At 47.2% G+C, this 19,619-nt stretch carries 17 protein-coding genes and 1 pseudogene; 6 read left to right on the top strand and 12 right to left on the bottom strand.

Annotated features, from left to right (window positions below; all coding sequences use genetic code 11):
- Positions 1-38: 38 nt before the first annotated feature.
- The 3 genes from SPL01S_RS09080 to SPL01S_RS24525 all read right to left on the bottom strand — a co-directional run bounded on the left by SPL01S_RS09080 (position 39) and on the right by SPL01S_RS24525 (position 2,543).
- Positions 39-1,208, bottom strand: a complete 1,170-nt coding sequence (locus SPL01S_RS09080) for a HEPN domain-containing protein (RefSeq protein WP_063198967.1) — start codon at positions 1,206-1,208, stop codon at positions 39-41.
- A gap of 96 nt (positions 1,209-1,304) precedes the next feature.
- The gene (locus SPL01S_RS09085) at positions 1,305-1,943 is read right to left on the bottom strand and encodes a hypothetical protein (RefSeq protein WP_063198970.1); all 639 of its coding nucleotides are present in this window, start codon (positions 1,941-1,943) and stop codon (positions 1,305-1,307) included.
- 345 nt (positions 1,944-2,288) lie between these two features.
- Positions 2,289-2,543, bottom strand: coding sequence for an ogr/Delta-like zinc finger family protein (locus SPL01S_RS24525; RefSeq protein ID WP_073972036.1), 255 nt, complete (start codon positions 2,541-2,543; stop codon positions 2,289-2,291).
- Between the two features lie 20 nt (positions 2,544-2,563).
- On the opposite strand from SPL01S_RS24525, the pseudogene SPL01S_RS24530 reads away from it, so the two are divergent.
- Both SPL01S_RS24530 and SPL01S_RS09100 read left to right on the top strand, forming a co-directional pair.
- Positions 2,564-2,899, top strand: a pseudogene (locus SPL01S_RS24530) (winged helix-turn-helix domain-containing protein); the annotation flags it as partial.
- A 608-nt stretch (positions 2,900-3,507) separates the two neighbouring features.
- Entirely contained in the window at positions 3,508-5,160 is a 1,653-nt protein-coding gene (locus SPL01S_RS09100) for a TIR domain-containing anti-phage reverse transcriptase (RefSeq protein WP_111738383.1), read from the top strand.
- 284 nt (positions 5,161-5,444) lie between these two features.
- Here the strand turns inward: SPL01S_RS09100 and SPL01S_RS09105 are convergent, their stop codons facing one another.
- The 3 genes from SPL01S_RS09105 to SPL01S_RS09115 all read right to left on the bottom strand — a co-directional run bounded on the left by SPL01S_RS09105 (position 5,445) and on the right by SPL01S_RS09115 (position 7,795).
- Positions 5,445-6,713: a type II toxin-antitoxin system HipA family toxin gene (locus SPL01S_RS09105; protein ID WP_063198980.1), complete on the bottom strand. Its 1,269-nt coding sequence runs from the start codon at positions 6,711-6,713 to the stop codon at positions 5,445-5,447.
- A gap of 2 nt (positions 6,714-6,715) precedes the next feature.
- Complete coding sequence (locus SPL01S_RS09110; RefSeq protein WP_063198983.1) at positions 6,716-7,210, bottom strand: helix-turn-helix domain-containing protein; 495 nt, start codon at positions 7,208-7,210, stop codon at positions 6,716-6,718.
- A 258-nt stretch (positions 7,211-7,468) separates the two neighbouring features.
- On the bottom strand, positions 7,469-7,795 hold the full coding sequence (locus tag SPL01S_RS09115) for a hypothetical protein (RefSeq protein WP_063198986.1): 327 nt from the start codon (positions 7,793-7,795) through the stop codon (positions 7,469-7,471).
- A 965-nt stretch (positions 7,796-8,760) separates the two neighbouring features.
- Between SPL01S_RS09115 and SPL01S_RS09120 the strand changes: the two genes are divergently transcribed.
- The 3 genes from SPL01S_RS09120 (at position 8,761) to SPL01S_RS09130 (ending at position 13,498) form a co-directional block, all read left to right on the top strand.
- Complete coding sequence (locus tag SPL01S_RS09120) at positions 8,761-10,635, top strand: diguanylate cyclase domain-containing protein (RefSeq protein WP_063198989.1); 1,875 nt, start codon at positions 8,761-8,763, stop codon at positions 10,633-10,635.
- Between the two features lie 39 nt (positions 10,636-10,674).
- Entirely contained in the window at positions 10,675-12,453 is a 1,779-nt protein-coding gene (locus SPL01S_RS09125) for a sensor domain-containing diguanylate cyclase (RefSeq protein WP_232246037.1), read from the top strand.
- A gap of 307 nt (positions 12,454-12,760) precedes the next feature.
- On the top strand, positions 12,761-13,498 hold the full coding sequence (locus SPL01S_RS09130; protein ID WP_063198992.1) for a helix-turn-helix transcriptional regulator: 738 nt from the start codon (positions 12,761-12,763) through the stop codon (positions 13,496-13,498).
- A 44-nt stretch (positions 13,499-13,542) separates the two neighbouring features.
- Here SPL01S_RS09130 and SPL01S_RS09135 read toward each other — a convergent pair whose 3' ends face one another.
- Positions 13,543-14,130 (bottom strand): histidine phosphatase family protein, encoded by a 588-nt coding sequence (locus SPL01S_RS09135; RefSeq protein ID WP_063198995.1) that lies wholly within the window; start codon positions 14,128-14,130, stop codon positions 13,543-13,545.
- A 160-nt stretch (positions 14,131-14,290) separates the two neighbouring features.
- On the opposite strand from SPL01S_RS09135, the gene SPL01S_RS09140 reads away from it, so the two are divergent.
- Complete coding sequence (locus SPL01S_RS09140; RefSeq protein WP_004950762.1) at positions 14,291-14,527, top strand: DUF4282 domain-containing protein; 237 nt, start codon at positions 14,291-14,293, stop codon at positions 14,525-14,527.
- Positions 14,528-14,657: 130 nt separating this feature from the next.
- Here the strand turns inward: SPL01S_RS09140 and SPL01S_RS09145 are convergent, their stop codons facing one another.
- The 5 genes from SPL01S_RS09145 to SPL01S_RS09165 are packed head-to-tail and all read right to left on the bottom strand — an operon-like array spanning position 14,658 to position 19,557.
- Entirely contained in the window at positions 14,658-15,443 is a 786-nt protein-coding gene (locus SPL01S_RS09145) for an SDR family NAD(P)-dependent oxidoreductase (protein ID WP_063198998.1), read from the bottom strand.
- Positions 15,444-15,454: 11 nt separating this feature from the next.
- Entirely contained in the window at positions 15,455-16,243 is a 789-nt protein-coding gene (locus SPL01S_RS09150; RefSeq protein ID WP_063199001.1) for an SDR family NAD(P)-dependent oxidoreductase, read from the bottom strand.
- A complete protein-coding gene (locus SPL01S_RS09155) occupies positions 16,244-17,194 on the bottom strand; it encodes an alpha/beta hydrolase (RefSeq protein WP_063199004.1) in 951 nt (316 codons plus the stop codon).
- Positions 17,195-17,210: 16 nt separating this feature from the next.
- Entirely contained in the window at positions 17,211-18,362 is a 1,152-nt protein-coding gene (locus tag SPL01S_RS09160; protein ID WP_063199010.1) for an acyltransferase family protein, read from the bottom strand.
- Between the two features lie 34 nt (positions 18,363-18,396).
- Entirely contained in the window at positions 18,397-19,557 is a 1,161-nt protein-coding gene (locus SPL01S_RS09165; protein ID WP_063199014.1) for an MFS transporter, read from the bottom strand.
- Positions 19,558-19,619 lie beyond the last annotated feature (62 nt).

The following is a 19,619-nucleotide window of genomic DNA, read 5'->3' on the forward strand; positions in this document are numbered from 1 at the left end:
TGATAGAGTAAAACACTATCACTTTATTAAATTTGGGGCTAAATAATGTTTATAATACTTTTTATTTGTTGATTGTAGAAAACAAGATCATCAATAGAAAAGTCTTTGTTGGAATTGTGAACAATAATATTCCTTACCTCTCTTAATTGAGAAATGCTCTTTAGAATGTCCTCACTAATAATATTCGCGCTGTGTAATTCCTTCTCTGGTCTTGCAAAAAATGGAAACTTACTTATGGATGTTCCATTTTTGTATGCTGCTTCAGAAATTTTCGACTCTAATTTTTTCCACAACACAATGAAATCACCGTAGTGTTCACTGTTATTGATTACTACATTCTCTGCTAATTCTTCACGTTCATCTTCTGGGACGGTTATTTTATCAAGAGATGCAATGGCGTCTTCTAATATAGGTCTTATCTCATTTGTTATTTCAAAGGTGGAATCATAATCGATTTTATCGAAGTTTTTATTATGAGCAACTTTACACCGTAATAAATAGAGTTTTTCCCATTTTGATTTTAGATAGCTACCTTCGCATTCAACATGTTTTTGAAAATATCGCTGCCAGTTAGATTGTGGAATGAAATCTTTTAATTCGTCAGAATTAATTGACTTTTCTTTATGGCTTTTAATCTTGGAAATAAGACTTTCAATATCCTGGGTTCTGTATGTGTCAAATAAAAAATTAGAGAGCTGTATAAAGTCAGTATCATATAGATAGTTGCTTTCGTTTACCGATGATTTAGCTCTTTTGGATTTTTTTAGTTCCTCTGGAATAGCTGTTTCAACCCAACCTACGCCGACATTTGTTAGCATGAATTTTGTGATGAGTTTTCTCATCATGTTTTCTATTTCATGAATGATTGGATAGCACTTTAACGAATAGTTAAACCCTATATCATCCCACAAGGTCTGTATATTATTTTTTGATGCCATGTGGAGTAGGTTTCTCAAAACTTTTAATAAGTTGGTGAATTCATTAACCTTCTCATCATTTTCGTTTGACAGTTTGATATGAAAGATCTTGTTTTTTTCTGATGGAGAGTTCTCCTCAGTTATTTCAATTCCAAAAACATCACTTTTGTAATTTATTTTTTTTCCTACTATATTAATCTCAGAGTCTGATTGAATGAAATTTAAAAATGACTTTTTAGTTTTGCAAAAAGAATTTGTAATCTCAATGGTAACTAGATATTCAACTCTCATGACATATCACCTTTATTCTTAAGATGTTTTATTTTGTATTTTAACAACGTGGTGGATTAATAATTATCACCAAATAAATATGAAATATGATAAGAATCAATCGTTATTATCAATAATGTATTTTAACCATTGATTGTATCGCTTATCGCCTACTTTAATAACATGGTTTTGTATTTGTAGGTGATTATAGCTCTCTTCCTTGGTAAAGTTAAATACGAGCTCACCAATGCTCCACTCACATGTTATTTTCCTTAAGTATCCTTCATCAAAAAAAATCGGAGGTTGGAATTCAAGGTCAGAAGGAAATCTTGAGTTAAGATACTTGGTTGCCTCAATGAATAATAGAACGATATCTATAAAATCCTCGGCTTCTTCAAGAGTGGCATCTCTATATTCATGTTCAATTTTATTTCTTAATTTATTTATTTTATCTATTATTCTTGGTCTAACAATACCAATGCTTTCTAAAAAATCCAATTTCTGTGGAAAGTTTTTCAAAGATAATTTAAAGTATTCGTCCCCACAAAAGGAACGACAAAGGATATCAACTTTCATGTGAAGAGCTGATTTTGCATTTCTTATTGCATTATTAAAGTTTCTTCTTTCTTGTCCAGACTTCAAGTCATCAATAGCATCTTGTAAATACCTATTTGGGCCTAGATAATCCTTGAAATGAATAAATATCCAAGAATAAGATGGATATACATCAACGCCCAATTTATTAGGTACCAGCATCCCAAGTTCCTCATGTTAAAATCATTTTATAATTTCTTTATGCAATTATGTAAAGCCCATAATAGATAAAAGGCCACTTTCATGTAAAACCTTTGTGCGCGCAATACTCCCTCACCTACGCGATCTGACTTTATCATGCACATTTCATGTATGACGCAGAGGCCCTGTAAGCCCTTATGGTGCGGGGTTTCGGCTGTTTTTAGAGGTTGGGGAGCCATGCCAAATCATGCACCCTATGCATGTACGGGTGGTTTGAGGCAGGCTAGCTAGAAAAAAGGCTGTTTTCGGGATTGGAGAAGAGTAAAAGCCCGCAGCAAAATCAGCATTGCAGCGGGGCCAATTCAATCAATGAAGTGTTTGATTTCGGCTATATCGGCGGTAGCGATTTAATGTCCTTTTTTCCGGCGGCGGTAAATCATCGCTGGTCACCGTTTCTGCTTGAATGGGCTGATATAAAATCTTATCGACGCTATCCACCGTTTTAAATGTGCAGGAACATACGATGTTCTGGCACTGGTAATAGGCTTCTTTCGTTCGCTCCGTGACATAACAACTAGTACGGGTATAAGACGAATGGGTACACAGTGGGCAGAGCATCATGATTTGGCCCTTTTCTGCTGCAAGCGCTGGAGATTAAACGCAGTGCCGATCCGCTGGTTGATTTTTGCGGGTATCTGCTGGCAGTCAATGCGCCTGACGGTCTGTATATCGGAAATGCCAACATCACCCCGGCGAACCCACGCAAATACCTGTATCACGCTTACCTTTCGTATATGGACGCCCGAGGACACAAGTACCCATTGAATCTGACCGCGTTCGGACGCGCCGTGCCGCAAACCCTACGCGAATATGAAATAGCACTGTTGAAACGCAAGACCAATCAGGGGATGCAGACCAACCTGATATTGAGCGAAGACTGTGGGGCTGACTGGCTCCCCAAGTGCGAAATGCGCTGAGCGAATGGCGTCACGATCGTTTCTGCCGATCAATAGGCTTTTATTGATCTGCCGAACCCATTGGACGCTGTTGTGTAGGGCCGCTTATAGTCGAGCAGTACAAACCGCATACACCCAACACCGGGGAACCCCGTAGCGGTGACTACTCAGGCCTGCATTGCAGGCCTTTTCTTTGCTTAAAATCTCGCCCTGCCACTCACCCACAGCGCAATAAATCACCGGTTCAGGCCGGTATTTTGCATTTTTGGGTCTGACTGTTCACTGTGAGTGACCAGTCAGAGCAAACTCATCACCGACTGGTCACCGATTAATCTGTTGTTTTTAAACAATTAAAATCAAAAGTGAACAGTGTGACTAGTTTTTCTATAAATCTTTTTTTTCATGATGAAGAGGTTTTTTGATTGTCGGATATCTTTTGATAAGATGCTGGTACGGCTCTGCCTTAAATTTTCAAAGTTGTTTCGCTTTGAAGTAGTAAATGTGTGGACATCATGCCCCTGTCAGCTGTGCCGCGAAATGGGCTACACCAGATTGGCGCGTTGGTTTTGCGTAAAGTGATTGGGCAGAGCCGATCATATTAAAGGGAGTACATTTTCAGGAGTATTAGATTGCAACTAAGAAAGCAAATAATTGCGTTTAATGAGAAATGTAGAGCTGAAGGTCTAGATGAGGATAGGCTTATTCCATTACTTAAAGATACTGAGCCTTCAAGTGTTAAGGTCGGTAACACGGTTATATGGAATAATAGTTTTAAAGGAAATGTGTTTAGCCTAACAGAACAAGAAGTGTCTAAAGTTTGCGCTGCTATTTCTAGAGGTGATGTAAATATAGAAAGCGTACAAGATGTTGCTAATTTACTAGAGGTGCCAGTTGGTAATTTAATACATTTGTTATACAGATCTTCCTCCATAAAATATAAATCTTTTACTATTCCAAAAAAGAATGGTGGTGAGAGAATAATTTTATCTCCTCAAGGGGGTATTAAAATTCTTCAGGAAAGAGCTAGGAAATATTTAGATGCGTTCTATAGACCAAAAATATCTGCTCATGGATTTATTTTAAATAAAGGAATATTTACCAATGCAGAAAAACACGTAAAAAAGAAATATGTGTTAAATATAGATTTAAAGGATTTCTTTGAATCCATCACATTTCCAAGAATATATGGTGTATTGAAAAAACATCCTTTTAATATGGGGCGACCCGCGGCCGCGGTATTGGCACAATTATGTGTCCATAACGGAAAAATGCCACAAGGTGCGCCAACCTCACCGGTCCTATCAAATATTATTGCGTCAGCACTGGATAAGACTCTAGTCCGGCTAGCTGGTAAATATAGAATGCGGTATACACGATATGCTGATGATATCACGTTTTCTTTTAATCAATCCCCTCCTTTAGATATTGCAAAAAAAATAGAGGATACAGGTGGTTATGAGCTTGGTGATTCATTAAGGCATGCTATAGAAAATAATGGTTTTAAAATAAATGAAGAGAAATTCAGGCTGCAGTTAAAAACAGAGAGACAAGTGGTTACGGGATTAACCGTGAATGAGAAGGTTAATCTTGACCGTAAATATATTCGTTTGACTAGAGCTATGATTGACGGATGGGGAAAGGATAAAGTTCAAGCTGCAAATAAATACCATAAAATACGTTATGGTAAATGTGATAAAAACGATGAATTCGCAGTGGAAAGTTTTAGGAATCATATATATGGGCGTTTGAGTTTTATTCGCATGATCCGAGGGGCAGAATGGCCTCTGTATTTGAAACTAAGTGCATGGATGTCAAGTAATGATGATAATCCTACGATTGAGGGTAGAAGAGCGATGAAAGCTATGGAAATGTTCGATGTTTTCTTATGTCATGCAAGCGAAGATAAAGAGAGCATTGTGATGCCAATTTATGATGAGCTATGTAAGCTACATATTCATGCATTTGTTGATACCAAATATATTGAATGGGGAGACTCATTAACAGAAAAAATCAATGGTGCACTTGCAAGATCAAAATTTGTTGTTGCGGTATTATCAAGTAACTCCGTTGAAAAAAGATGGCCCTTAAAAGAGTTGCATAGTGTACTGGCTCGTGAAATTGCGGAGGGAGATAAGAAGTTATTAACCTTGGTCAAAGACGGTGATGAAGAGTTAATCAAAGCAAAGCTCCCTTTGTTAGCAGATAAGTTGTACGCTGTGTATAAAGGTGATCCTATAGAGATCGCTCACGGTTTATCATCTCTCCTGACTGGTAAGAAGTGAAAAGATATGAGTGGCTTCAGTTGAGAACCTTTAGCTGAAGTCACGAAAGATTATGTGTATAGTGACCTGTATACTTAATCGCTGTCATTTGGTTTTTTCCATTATTTATCATTGCGATATGTGCTTTTTATCACTCCTGTGATCTCCGCCAAATCACTGTTTTCCGCACTTTCTCAAATTCAACGAAATCCTATCCAGGTGAATCATCCCCCGGCTATTTTTCCGGAAAATAACCCTATCCGAGTAATGAGCTTCGATGTGGATCTCTGGTGACTCTCTGCGGGCTATATGGCACCCCTAAATGCTTCAGCCATGCGCTCCTGTTCCCGTAGAGGCAGTTCCAAGCGATTAGCAATGGTTCTCCACTGGCTAACGATGCCAATAAAATTTTCGATTATTTCATCTGCTTCAGCCAAGCTTAGGCGAAAGTATCCGGCAACCTCGCGTGCCAATTCGAGATCTAACGCATTATCCGACTCGGTGATATTAAGTTTCAGGCCGTCAGACCAGGGGGCCGGATTTATATCGTAGGCTTCTGAAAGCCGCCAGCCCCTGCCGGGCACCAAAATAAACCCGTGATTACGCAAGTGATCGTCTGTGTTGGATACGAGGATATTGAAAACGATCCTTGACCAGAGTTCCTTCAGATCGGTGTTGGTTTGCGAACCCTCTCTTATCAGAACTTCGGCAAGTTCCAGATAGCTGACGCCGGTCGAGGCATCATCACCATCCTGATGCCGGGTCATCGTCATTGCGGAAGCAAAATGAAGGCGCTGTCCTGTGTGGGTGCGATCGAACCGGCGGACCATAAAGCAGTGATAATCGCTGGCAAATTTATGCGCTTCGGCTGCCGCGACATTTAATCCACAACCAACGGCAAGCGCATTGACGACCATCTCCCAACCACCGACATCATAATCATCTCTGGTACTTGGGAATTTTGCGATATAGAGATGGCCGTGCTCATCAGCAACGCTGGCCTTTGGCCTTGCCCCACCCAGAGAGCCACCTGGAGCAATGAGCATCCGCAACCATTCCTGGCCCTGCGGAGATGTATTGCCGGGATCATCTTCCAGTGCACGGCTGGCTCTTTCTAAAGCTTGAATTTCGGTAAAAGGTGGAGCTGCTACGCCAGTCCTGTTATCGAGAAATTCACCTTCATCTTCAAGTTTATAACGTAGAGCGCCTACCCGATAAAGGTCATGTACACCCAAGAGATAATCTGATTCGTATAGCCGGGTTCCCACCGCTTTACTGCCTGCACGAATATCTCGTTCAAGGCGACGCTTCATCAGCAACCGGCCCCAGCGATCGGGGCTGGAATCGCCAAATACTCCGAACTTATCCTTTGGCTGAGTGGGATACTGAGCACCGGTAAACAGCTGTATCTCTGGGTCAAGTTGCAGACGATTGAAGCAGGGATCGGTCAACGCCAGAGGATCGTATTCAAATTCAAAGAGCTCCCGCATGCGGGTTTGTCGGCTATGCAAGAAGCCCATCCGTTTTGGCTCTGGTAATCCATTCCAGTCTGCGTAGACACCGATCATTGCCATTGTTAATTGCCTTTTATTGGTTTCTTCAATGGTTTTAGTAAGGAAGCCAGAGCCGCCGAGGTAGTACCTGTCGTTTTTCGGACGGTATTGTTTGGGGGCAAACTGGCTTTTACGGTTGTTGTTACTTGCTTGTCTGACTCTGCGTTCCTGGCATCAGTCATGGGTTTGTTGCGAGGTGGGGTAACGCTAAAAGGAAAAGCGTTTACGTTCTTTATCAGGCGAGAATCCTGAAGCTGGCGACCCATTTCGTCTTCGGCTGCCAGCTTATTCAGGTCATTTTCAAGCCCCAGCACCTGCATGACGGACAGGTAAGCGCCAATCGTGACGCCTGCGCCCCCCGCTTCGAGAGAGCGTAGCGTCATTGGCGTCATGCCCGCCCGTTCTGCAACCTGTTTGGCAGTCAACTTCCGGCGTAGGCGAGCAAGTTTCAGCCGCTCACCAAAGTCAGTAAGCAACTGGTTTGTGCCAGGAAGTAAAGTAGCTGTTTTTTTAGCCATAGTGATAATATTTTATCTTTAAGCGGTGGATATAGCCATAATATTAGCATATCTGCGTGTGGCCTGATGATGAATGCTTTGTTAAGTGGCATAGAGTGCTAATATTGTTTCTATAAAGCCTTTAAAACGCCAAAATATTAGCACTTTTAGTGTTGGGTTTAGGTAGGGGCGCTCTGCATTTGGTCTGCAAAAAGACACCCACGGTCGGTGTCTTTTTTGCAGGTTTCGCCATCAAATCAATAACGCATAGCGGGCAAACTAGGATTGATAAACATTGCCTTTATGCATCTGCAACAGGTGGTTGTTCGCCTGTTCGCTGAGTTCTAACAGGGCTGGGAGCACATGCGCGGAGGCTTTGAGCCAGGCGCTGATTTGCTCCCTGCTGCTTGTTGAGCTCTGTTCCCCGTTTTCCAGCGATTCCGCCAGATACAATAAGCCATGACATAACCCTTCTGCGGATTCCTGAGCCACGGCGCTGAGATCGCACAATTGAATATCGCTGAGTTTGCAGAATTGCAGGTCGGCAATGAGGTTGCGGAAGATGGAGATAGAGCTGTCGATAGGTGTTTGATTCATTTCAGTCATGATGATATTCCCTTGAAGGATGGTTATCACCACTGCCAAAGAGTTCCAAGCTTTGGTGGTGGCCCAGACAGGTTTGGAACTCCGGCCCTTCAATCACCGGCCAACCTTGCGGTTGTCCTGCCTGAGCCACCGAACTGAGTGTGCACGTAGGCGCTGAAAAAACACAAGTCTTTTCAGAGTAGAAGGGTGCGGGGTTCCAATCCCGACTGCGGATTTTGCCGCAGCAAGAAGACTCTATCCCGGCGATAACGCACAGGAAACAGGCTGGATGGATTTACAGGGATTTGTTGCAGGGATTGGAATCTGGCTCGCAATTTATGATTACCTTGCGGACCTTATTATCTCCGGCTCCTGTACAGGGTGGGGCAATATTACCGGCAGGATAAACACCTTGCTCTGAATGGCTAACATTGATTTCAGAGCGCTATTCTTCACGAGAATTTTTTATTTAAATATTATCAGCATGACAAATTTAATTACGCCACCATGATTCTCAATGCAATGATTACAAATGCAATAATAATGGGTTATCCCATGATAATAAAAAACCACTCCGTATTTAAATAAACTCATCACGTTTCTGAATCAGAAAGCGTTCATCCGTGCGGATAAAGAGGCATGATGAGAAAAGAGCGACGTTTGATGCAGGAATAGTTCCTTTTCGCCTGCACGCTACGCGATATTTGCCTGGGATATCACGCTGTGCATTGACCCACTATACTTTGTATGCCTGAAGCGCTGGAGAATGGGATGCGCTGTCGCCTGCGTCAGGGATGTTTGCCAGCCCTGAGATTCAGGACACCTGGCCAGAAAGCGATATCGGGCTGATACTGATTGACTCCATGATGGCTGAGGTTGATTGCCGTTCCAGTGAGGGAGGTAATGAACTGATTCTGATTAAAAACACAGCGGCTAGCTCAGCAGGACATTGAGCTTCGCCGCTGAAACAGTAAACCGGAGCACATATGTTCGAGCCATGCTTTCCAGAGAATGAAGCCGAACGTCTGTCGGTTCTGAATTCGTTGAACGTATTGGACACGAATTCAGTGGAAAAATTGGATCGCATCACGCGGCTGGCCGCAAAATATTTTGGCGTCAGCATTGCGCTGATTTCTCTGATAGATCGTGATCGTCAGTGGTTTTTATCGCGCTTTGGCCTGGATGCCAGGGAGACGCCACGCAATATTTCTTTCTGCGGGCACGCCATTTTGCAGCGAGAGACTCTGGTGGTGCCCGATACCGCAGTCGACCCGCGTTTTTTCGATAACCCCCTGGTCACCGGTGGCCCAAAGATTGGGTTCTACGCCGGGCAGCCCTTGCTCTCGCTGGATGGCCTGCCGCTGGGCACGCTGTGCATTATTGACAGCCGTCCTCAATCCTTTTCCCATGACAGGGCGCATGACTTACGGGATTTTGCCGCGGTGATCGAAGAACACCTGCATGGTGTTGAACGTGATATTTATACCGAAAGCCTGAAATCTAACCTGCAGCGCACTGAAGCCCTGTTTGAACAGACATTTTCTCAGGCGGCGGTAGGCATGGCCCTGGTCTCGCTGGAAGGGTATTGGTTGCGCGTCAACCCACGCATTTGCGAAATGCTGCAGTATTCTGAACGGGAATTGCTGGAGCGCACGTTCCAGGACATCACCCATCCGGACGATCTGCATATCGACCTTGGCCTGCTGAAACAGTTGCTAGCCAACGAGATAGCAACCTATTCGATGGAAAAGCGTTATTACCGCGCAGATGGCTCAATTATTTGGGTTCAGCTTACGGTGGCCCTTAACCGCTTGCCGAATGGCAGTCCTCACCATTTTATCTCGGTCATCGTGGATATCAGCGAGCGTAAAGCGGCTGAGGCCGATTTGTTCGCGTTGCAGCATGAGCTGGAAGAGCGGGTCGAACTGCGTACCCACGAGCTCAGCGTGGTCGTCAATAAACTCAATCTCGAAATTGACAGCAGAGTCCTTACCGAACATCAACTTAGCGCGGAGAAAGAACGTCTGCGCGCCATTACCGACAATATGCCGGCCCTGATCAGCCAGATCGACAACGAGGAACGTTATCTTTTCGCCAACAGCGCTTATAAGACCTGGTTTGGCCTGGATGAAGCGCGCCTCAAGGAAATGACGGTACGGGAGTTGATAGGAGAGGCTGCTTATGCGACGGCCAAACCTGTGATCGAAAGAGCGTTATGCGGGGAAACCCTAAGCTTTGAGAATGAACTCCAGACGCGGCAAGGGTTATTGATGATCCATACCACATTAGTGCCCTGTGAAACGCAGGGTTTCTATATTTTGTCTATGGACATCACTGAGCTTAAACGTTTGCAGCAGCGGCTGGAATACGATGTCACCCATGACATGCTGACCGGGTTAACCAACCGACGCGCTTTCCTGCGCCGGCTGGCCGGCACATTGCAGCGCTGTTGCCCTCAGCAGCAGATGGCGCTGTTGTTCATCGATCTTGATGGCTTTAAAGCCATCAACGACACCTTCGGCCATGATTTTGGCGATCTGATCCTGAAGACTTTCGCCAAACTGCTCAGCGCCTGTGCCGGCACCAACAACAGTGCGTCGCGGCTGGCCGGGGATGAGTTTACGGTGATCCTGTGGCCGCTAATGGATCCGGAGCGCCAGGTCACAGAATTTTGCGAAAAGGTACTCACGCAGCTGGCGGCGATAACGCAAATTGGCAACCAGAAGGTGACCTTGTCCGCGAGTATCGGCGCAGCGATTTCCTCAGACGGCACTCTCAGCGCTGAAGCGTTACTGAGCAAAGCCGATGACGCCATGTACCAGGCGAAGTCCGCAGGCAAAAAGACCTATACGATCCGGTAGGTGAATCGTCTTTATCGGCTTTGATGGGGGATTACAGGCATGCTAAGACACCTCAGTAAAAACGAAGATGAACGACAAGCCACGATCGATGCCCTGGAAGGGCTTGATACCAGCCATAATGACGCTATCCATAATGTGTTGGATCTGACGTGCAGGCTTCTGCAAGTGCCCGGCTGTTTTATCTGTCTCTACGGCTCAAAAAAAATCTGGATCAAGGCAAAAATCAATACCGAACTGCAGGATATCGATTTTAACAGCCCGCTCTTCAACTTTGTTCGGCATAGCGGTAAACCGCTGATCTGCAAGGATACCCAACGGGACAAACGTTTCGCATCAGACCCGATGGTCACCGGCCCTGCCGCGATTCGTCACTATGTCGCCATGCCTATACGTACCCGCGAAGGCTATATTATCGGGGCGTTATGCATCACCGACAAACAACCGCGTTTTTTTTCGGCCGTCAGGGTCGGTTTGCTCAGAAATATGACCACCATCGTCATTGCGCTGATTGAGGCACAAAGTGAGATTGGTTTGGTCGATGCGGTAACGCGTTTCCCTAATCGCCAGAGGTTAATGAGAGAGATCGGCAATCTGTCGTCGGCCTCCGGTGAATATGCCTTGATTCTGCTCGATACGATCGACATTAAATACGCCTACGAAATGGCGCGCTCTTTCGGTCTCTCGGCTGTGGAGCTGGTGTTGGTGGATATTGGGCATTTTCTAAAAGGTACGTTTCTTGGTGAACAACTTTTATACAGCATTTCCCCGGGACGTTTCGCCACCATTATCGATGCCCAAAAAATACACCCGGCAATAGGCATGCTGGAAACCTGTGCAGAGCGGATCCGCCATGAAGTGCGCGGTATCGTGCCGTTGAAACTGGAGCTTTATGCCGGCTACACCCTGTTCTCGGTCCAGGACAGCAACCCGCAGGAGGTGTTGCGCGAAGCGACCAGCGCCTTACATGACGCAATAGATGAGAGCCTGACCGTCTCGGCATATAACGTATCGAAGGATGCCATACGTAAATACAAATTCAATTTGCTCAATGAACTGGCGGAAAGTCTGAAACAAAGGGTCGGTTTGTATCTTGAGTATCAACCTAAAGTTGAGCTGATCTCCAAGCAGATTGTTGGGGCGGAAGCGCTGCTGCGCTGGCAGCATCCGCTACTCGGGGCAATCCCCACCGGTGATTTTATTCGTCTCGCAGAGAACACGTCGCTGATCAAACCGCTCACCGAGTTTGTGATTTCACAGGCGACCCGCGAGGTCTTCAGGTTGCGTCAGGCAGGGGTCAATATACCTGTATCGATCAATGTCGCCGCCGAAAACTTTGCCGAGAAAAACTTTTCGGGCAGGCTGGACGACGCACTCGGCCACTATAATCTGCAACCCCAAGATATCGAGCTCGAATGTCTGGAATCACAGCGGATCCTCGAAAGCGGTGAGGCGTTAGCCTGTTTGCAGATGCTTAAGGACAAAGGTTACACCATTGCGCTGGATGACTTCGGCGCTGGCTACAGCAATCTAAACTACCTGCGTCATATCCCCGCCAACGTGATTAAGCTGGATGGATCTTTGATCAAAAACTTGAAAACGGACAACGAGAGCCGAATTGTGGTGCAAAGCATTATTGATATGTTACATAGGCTTAATTATGTCGTGTTGGCCGAAGGCGTAGAAGATCAAGAGTCACTGCACTACCTTGAGCAATATGGTTGCGATATCGCTCAGGGATTTTATTTCTCCCCGTCAGTCAGCCTGGAGAAACTCTGCGTGTTGCTTAATACCCACCCTCAGCGGGTAAAGATATCCTGACTGCATACACCCGGTTTTTTCCAGGGTGCTGGCCGCTGGCCAGAGGGGTATGGTGCAGATGAATTTGAAAGGATAGGTTAATAATGCTAAAGTAATGTTCCCGGCCAGTAGTGGCTTTTTGCATGCCCTGTCTGACCGGAAAATTTTCCCTGGTGTTGGCTATATTGGCTACCTGACCGTACAGGTCAGGTTTTTTTTACCAGAGCCTAACGAGGTTTATTATATATCTCGGGCTACAATATATAAGCTGTACTTAAGTCTAGGTTCTTTCCTCTAAAGGGTAAAGCCGGATCGCCACGGAGCGCGCATGTTTTCTACCCTCAATGAAAATCCAATCATAACGGGAACGCTTCGGGAGCATATCGACAAGAAGTTATCATCACTCGGTAGCCCGGCATACGCCTACACGGTTGTCAGGAAGAATAATCCGTCAGATGTTCTCATTATTTCCAGTTACCCTGACGAATGGGTGGATCTCTACCGCACCAATAATTTCCAGCTCACTGACCCGGTGATACTGACTGCGTTCAAACGTGCTTCGCCTTTTGTATGGGGCGAAAATATCACCCTGATGTCAGATAAAATATTTTCCCTCTCCAGGCGATACCACATCGTTAACGGCTTCACTTTTGTATTGCATGACCCTATGAACAACCTGGCGTTGCTGTCTGTCATCATCGGCAGCAACGGACAAGGGGCGCTGGAAAAGCGGCTCTTGTCCGATAGCGGCGCTCTGCAGATGTTACTGATCGATTTTAATGAACAGATGTATCGCCTCGCCGGGTCGGTCTCCTCCGGTATAAGCGAGCATCATGCGGGTGTGTGCAAACCCATTTTCACCCCACGGGAGAATGAGGTGTTGTATTGGTCCAGCATGGGGAAAACCTATGGAGAGATTGCTGTCATCGCGGGGATTTCCGTGAGTACGGTGAAGTTTCATATGGGTCATATTGTGGTGAAACTGGGCGTCGGCAACGCCCGTCAGGCTATCCGATTGGGCGTTGAGTTGGGGCTTATTACACCGGTAGCGACAGCGGCCAGATAATAAGGAGGCCCATCTATTGAGCCCATTGAAGGCTGTTTTTGGCTTTACTCTGCGGATGGGCAGGTCTCCGCCAATTGAGTCAGCCCCTCGCTTTCCTGCTTGAAGGTCACTTTGCCCTGATCCAGCGTGACCACAAAAATGCTGTCGAAGTCGCTGCCCGGCCATTTGGGCACCTGATTGGCGTCGCCACCGCGTGCGGCAACGATGTGCTTCACCGCTTTGTCGAGGTTCTTGTGTTCCCAGGCGATAAAGACGCGCGAGTTCTGGTATTTTTCGCTGAGCAGCTCTTGTTCAAGCCCGGCGATGTCGTCGGCGTGGAACTGAATGTTGATGGGTAACTCTGCACGCACGGCGGTGGGCATAATGGTCGACAAAGCGCGCAGCGAACTGCCGCTTTTGTTTTCCTTCGGCCCGGCGGCAAAGATAAAGTCCGGCTTGCCGTAGCGGCTCAGCAGCACCTGCGGTAACGCCAGTGCACGGTTCAACCCCTTACAGGTCAGCTGGCCGCTGTTGTTGGCGGGTTTCTCCCCGTGCCGGACGAAGATCAGCGTTTCCTGCGCTTGTGCGCTCTGGCTGCACAGCAGCAATGCCGCCAAACTGCCCAGTATGTTGTGGCCTATCTTGTTGCGCATCTTTACCCTCAACTTTCATGCAATGGTTCGTTGATTTTCTTGCGCTTTGCGTCGCATAACTCGTTATCATAACCGGCGTAACAAATAGGGCCGGCCGCCATATCGACGCTGACGAGTCGCCTCTGGGATAATTAAATACTGACCTAAGGAAGGATTTACAATGAAAAATATTTTCTTTTTTGACGCGATGCTGACACCGAAAATCATCACCGCCGTTTACTGGCTGTGCCTGTTGGGCATTCTTGTTAGCGGCATTGGGGCGATGTTCTACGGGGAGTTCTTCCGTGGCCTGCTCGGGATTATTCTCGGCGGCGTGTTTACCCGCGTCTGTTTTGAAATGATCATCATTGCATTCAAAAATAACGAATATCTGCGCAAAATCGCCGAAAAACCGTAATTTAGCCAAGCTGTCAGGCGCCAGGGGAAGACCGATGATCAGGCGCCTGTCAAAAAATGGGGACGCTAATGTGTCCCATATCACCACTTCGGAAGCACCAGGCACTAAGCGGACTTCCCCCATATGCCAACTAAATAATGCCGCGCAGAACGCCCCCGTCCACGCGCACGGCGGTACCCGTGGTGGCAGAAGCCAGTTCGGAACTGAGATAGACAATCAGGTTGGCCACTTCTTCTGAACTCGCCATCCGGCCCAGTAGTGAGGTCGCGCGTTCATTGCGAATAAAGATACGCCCGGCTTCATCCAACGGCACCGACTGGTCAGGCACCATTTCTCGTACGAAACGTTCGACACCTTCGCTCATGGTTGGCCCAGGCAACACGCTGTTTACCGTCACATTTGTGTTGCGTGCCGCTTCGGCAAAGCCGCGTGCCAGCGTTAACTGTGCGGTTTTGGTCACGGCGTAATGCACCATCTCTGGTGGAACCTGTATTGCCGACTCACTGGACACAAAAACTACCCGTCCCCAACCCGCATTTTGCATTTGCGGGATATAATGCCGGGTGAGACGCACGCCGCTCATAAAGTTGACATTGATAAATTTGAACCACTCTTCATCGTCAATTTCCACCAACGGCTGGGGGGCAAAAATCCCGGCATTGTTCACCAGAATATCCACCTGCGGCAGTTGTTCAATTAGCGCCGCACAACCTGCCGCCGTGCCTACGTCGGCTAGAATTCCCTTGCTGTGATCGCTGATATTGAGGCGTTTCAGCGCTGCGGCTAATTTCTCTGGGTTACGCCCATTAATATAGACATCGGCCCCGGTCTCCAGCAGCCCTTTCGCCGCTGCAAAACCAATGCCGGAAGTGGCGCCAGTAACAAGAGCCTTACGTTTGGAATTATCGATAACCATACTCACCTCAGTTAAACAGTAGGGACAATGCCGCCTTCCATCAAAATATTCGAACCGGACATAAACGCTGCTTTTTCTGAAGCCAGATAAAGGATCAGGTCAGCAACTTCTTCTGGAGTGCCCAACCGCCCGGCAGGCATGCCGATCTGGCTAAGGAATTGTTCCAGTGCGCTTTCGCGATCGGTGCCGTATTTTTCTGCCAACGTGTCGAGAATGCCGCCCGGTGCGTCATAGACCGCCGTGCGGATAAAACCGGGGGAGACCACGTTAGAGCGAATGCCAAGCGGGGTGAATTCGCGGGACAGCGCTTTTGAAAGTGCCACCACCGCTGCTTTGAACACGCTGTAGTCTGGCAGCAGCGGGTTTGGCATCACCGAAGCTTCCGACGCTGTGTGGATGATCACACCGCTTTTCTGAGCCAGCATGTGGGGCAGCGCTGCGCGCGCGGTGCGTACGTAACCGAGAAAATTCAGATTGAAGGTTTCAAGCCAGTTTTCGTCTTTGACGCTAAGAAAACCGTTACGCACTTTGATTACCGCGGCATTATTGATTAATACGTCAATCCTGTCGAAATGGCGGATAGTTTCATCCACGATATATTGTGCGGCATTAGGCTCGGCCAGATCTGCTTCTAACGGCAGAAAGGTTTTGCGGTTTTGAATAGCTTCGAATGGTACCGGATTGATGTCCGCACCTACTACATTGGCGCCGGCTTCCAGCATTTTGCTTACCACACTGGCGCCAATGCCTGAGGCTGCGCCAGTAATAAGTACGATTTTATTCGATAAGCTCAGTTCCATTTACGCTCTCCGTGACTGGTTACAGGGGGGGATGGCAAAGGCGTTTTTTAATTGTTCAGCGGCAAAAACAATGGCGTCATTGGCCACCGGAAATTTATCCGGCATAAGAATGAAATCATGAATGCTGTCATTCCAACACCGGAGGGTGACAGGCACGCCGGCCTGTTTTAATTTTTCGGCATAGGTATGGGCGTCATCTCGCAATATGTCGTACTGGGCAGTAACAATGGTTGCGCTGCATACCTCTTTGAGCCGGTGTGCTTGCAGAGGGGAGATCAGTGGATCGCTTTTGTCATAGTGTTCAGGCAGATAAGTTTGCCAAAACCACTGCATCATTTCTCGGCTTAAGAAATAACCCTGGCCATACTCACGTGCTGAGACGGAGTCAAAGCCATAATTCACTACCGGGAATAATAGAACCTGATGACAGAGCGCCGGGACTACATCCTTGCTAGCCTGAGCCAGTACGGCGGCAAAGTTTCCGCCTGCGCTGTTACCGCCGACGGCAATGCGTTCAGGGTCGATATCCAATGCGGCAGCGTTGTGATAAATCCAGTTCAAGGCTTCGAATGCATCCTGCAAGCCGGTAGGGAAAGGGTATTCCGGTGCCAGTCGGTAATCGATGGAAACCACTGCACACTGGGCGCAATAGGCCAGGCCTTCGCAAACAGAATCGCTCAGTGCGGGTGTGCCAATAACAAAACCGCCGCCATGAAAATAGACCAGTACAGGTAAGGTTCCGCTAATATTTAACGGTTTATAGAAGCGGGCAGAGATTTTATTTCCAGTGAGGTTTATCTCTATATCTACTTTATTAACATTCTGCTGATAACTGCCTTCAGCAAAACGCTCTGGAAAGCTGTTTCGAAACTCGACGGCATCCAACTGAGTAAAATCAATCGGTGCCTTGCTATTTTGTTCGGAAAGAAACTCTCTCAATATTTCATTCATTTTTTAGCCTTATACATTAACGTTCAGTTGCAGACTCGGCGGCGATAATAACGAGTTTCTTTTCCGTCCTGGCCAACTGACGCATTACGGGTAATTCGACATAACGATAAAGCAGATAGCCCCCAACCAAAGATGCCAGCAGGCATACCAGAATGATCGATAGCGATGCCGCCAGGCCATACAGCCGGTCTGCCATCATCTGTTTTGCTGCAATCAGTACCAGGTAATGAACCATGTACATGCCGAAAGAAATCTCCCCCAGCCAGACGATCAAGCGGGTATTAAGCAGCGTTTTTTTGCCAGCCAGATCACCTTGTGCTGCGGCAGTAATCAACAGGCACAGTGGAATAAAAGTGATTAAATTCAGCGAGTACTGGAAAGGAACAAAATAGGTGGCTATATAGGCGACCAACACCAGCAATACGGTACCAGGCAGCGAGAGAGAAAGGTGCCGGCCAGTCTGCAGCAAACGCGCCATGATCATGCCAGCCATAAACTCATACAGGCGGAACGGCGGAAAGTTATAGGCTAACCACCATTGGTTTTCCGACAGCGGCCATTCTTTGAGCTGAGGAGTACCATTTACCCAGTGAGTAATGGCAAGCTGGGTTAGCGCTAACCCGATGAAAACTGCCCCCAGTGCCGATGGCAACCAATTGGCCGGTAATTTGCGCACCAGCATAAAAATAGCTGGGAACAGCATGTAAAACAGCATTTCAGAACAAAGCGTCCAACTGGGCTGATTGACGCTGACAAAAATCTCGATGTTGTTCGACCAGGAACTGAGCAGCAGCAGGTTCGGTAACCAGGCGTTGCTGTCCGAAACGTAACTTCTGAAGAACGTCAGCATCAGCGCCCAGGTCACCAGATGATTGGGAAAGATCTTCCCCAATCTTTTCAGCCAGAAACGGCGGTTGCTCTGCTGTGGGTTTGCCGACCAAGTCAGCACAAATCCGCTGAGAATAAAGAAGAATGAAACACCCAGCCAACCCGCATTTTTGAATATCAGGGCGTAATTATCGGCAACCTGCATATCTTCAAAAGGATTAAGCATCTTGCCGAGTGATGCATGGAACAGAAACACTAGCAGTGCCGCGAAGATCCTCATGCCAGTCAATGAGGTTAGATTCTTGGGGCGCTGTGCGTTAATCGTATTATTGCTCATCATCCGATAACCTCATTAACCGTGCATAAGGAAAGCGTTAGCAGTTGTTTTCCAACGCCAACTCCTGTTTTTGTCGTACCGCATAAATAGCGATCAGCAGGCCGATGCCAGTGGTCATGGCCCCTACCCAGTTAGGCGAGACGAAACCATAACCTGCATCGATAGCCATACCACCCAGCCAGACGCCGCCGGATGCTCCTAAATTGAACGCCGAAATATTGGCGGCAGAGGCTAGGGTCGGGGCGCCGGTAGCCTTCTCCATCACGTACATTTGCAATGGCGGGATGGTGCCAAAGCCAATGGCGCCAAGCAAAAACACTGTAATGATGGCTAATGGTTTGATGTGAATGGTGTAGGTGAACAACAGCAGAACAAGGGTCAGCAGAATCAGCAGGGTCAAAATGGTGGGTACCAAGGCGCGGTCGGCAAATTTGGCCGCCACAATGTTGCCGACCACCAAGCCAACGCCGTAGATTGACAGGATCCAGGCCAGATTTTCCGGCGCAAAACCGGCTACCTCGGTCATCATTGGGGATATGTAGGCAAAAGAAGCCAGCAGCCCGCTAAAACCAATGGCGGTGACGACCAAAGCCAGCCAAACCTGTGGGCGTTTGAAGACCGCAATTTCATCCATAATATGGCTGCGCTCGGCCAGCTGTTTTGGCACCAGCGCAGCCAACCCGGCAAAGCCAATCACCCCAAGCACTGCAATCGCCCAAAATGCGGCGCGCCAGCCGAAGTGTTGCCCCACGTAGGTGCCGAGCGGAACGCCAACCACATTCGCCAGCGTCAGGCCGGTGAACATCAGAGCGATGGCGCTGGCCTTCTTATTGGGTGCCACCACTGTGGTAGCGACGACTGCACCGATACCGAAAAAGGCGCCATGGCAGAATGCGGACAATACGCGACCAAACATCAACTCTTCAAAGGTGACGGCCCTGGCAGAGACAATGCTGCCGGCAATGAATAACAGAATCAGAAATACCAAGGTATGTTTGCGGTTAAAGCGGGCCAGCAAGATGGTCAATATGGGAGCGCTGATCACCACGCCTAACGCATATCCAGAGGTTAGATAACCGGCTTGTGGAATCGTAATATGAAGGTCCCGGGCAATATCCTGTAATAGTCCGGTAGTGACGAATTCTGTTGTGCCAATAGCAAAAGCGCTAATAGCCAACGCCAATAATGCAAGTGGCATATCATACTCCTGAGAAGGGAAATACTATGGAGATAATAATGCCCAGCCTAGAAAGTTTGTGC

It is taken from the genome of Serratia plymuthica NBRC 102599 (assembly GCF_001590925.1).
Lineage (GTDB): Bacteria > Pseudomonadota > Gammaproteobacteria > Enterobacterales > Enterobacteriaceae > Serratia > Serratia plymuthica.

Excerpts from the sequence above, each read along its gene's own strand:
- SPL01S_RS09155 (WP_063199004.1), bottom strand. The coding sequence starts at position 17,194 with ATGAATGAAATATTGAGAGAGTTTCTTTCCGAACAAAATAGCAAGGCA.
- SPL01S_RS09080 (WP_063198967.1), bottom strand. The coding sequence starts at position 1,208 with ATGAGAGTTGAATATCTAGTTACCATTGAGATTACAAATTCTTTTTGC.
- SPL01S_RS09135 (WP_063198995.1), bottom strand. The coding sequence starts at position 14,130 with ATGCGCAACAAGATAGGCCACAACATACTGGGCAGTTTGGCGGCATTG.
- SPL01S_RS09120 (WP_063198989.1), top strand. The coding sequence starts at position 8,761 with ATGTTCGAGCCATGCTTTCCAGAGAATGAAGCCGAACGTCTGTCGGTT.
- SPL01S_RS09130 (WP_063198992.1), top strand. The coding sequence starts at position 12,761 with ATGTTTTCTACCCTCAATGAAAATCCAATCATAACGGGAACGCTTCGG.
- SPL01S_RS09145 (WP_063198998.1), bottom strand. The coding sequence starts at position 15,443 with ATGGTTATCGATAATTCCAAACGTAAGGCTCTTGTTACTGGCGCCACT.
- SPL01S_RS09105 (WP_063198980.1), bottom strand. The coding sequence starts at position 6,713 with ATGGCAATGATCGGTGTCTACGCAGACTGGAATGGATTACCAGAGCCA.
- SPL01S_RS24525 (WP_073972036.1), bottom strand. The coding sequence starts at position 2,543 with ATGATGCTCTGCCCACTGTGTACCCATTCGTCTTATACCCGTACTAGT.
- SPL01S_RS09140 (WP_004950762.1), top strand. The coding sequence starts at position 14,291 with ATGAAAAATATTTTCTTTTTTGACGCGATGCTGACACCGAAAATCATC.
- SPL01S_RS09115 (WP_063198986.1), bottom strand. The coding sequence starts at position 7,795 with ATGACTGAAATGAATCAAACACCTATCGACAGCTCTATCTCCATCTTC.
- SPL01S_RS09150 (WP_063199001.1), bottom strand. The coding sequence starts at position 16,243 with ATGGAACTGAGCTTATCGAATAAAATCGTACTTATTACTGGCGCAGCC.
- SPL01S_RS09165 (WP_063199014.1), bottom strand. The coding sequence starts at position 19,557 with ATGCCACTTGCATTATTGGCGTTGGCTATTAGCGCTTTTGCTATTGGC.
- SPL01S_RS09110 (WP_063198983.1), bottom strand. The coding sequence starts at position 7,210 with ATGGCTAAAAAAACAGCTACTTTACTTCCTGGCACAAACCAGTTGCTT.
- SPL01S_RS09125 (WP_232246037.1), top strand. The coding sequence starts at position 10,675 with ATGCTAAGACACCTCAGTAAAAACGAAGATGAACGACAAGCCACGATC.
- SPL01S_RS09085 (WP_063198970.1), bottom strand. The coding sequence starts at position 1,943 with ATGCTGGTACCTAATAAATTGGGCGTTGATGTATATCCATCTTATTCT.
- SPL01S_RS09160 (WP_063199010.1), bottom strand. The coding sequence starts at position 18,362 with ATGATGAGCAATAATACGATTAACGCACAGCGCCCCAAGAATCTAACC.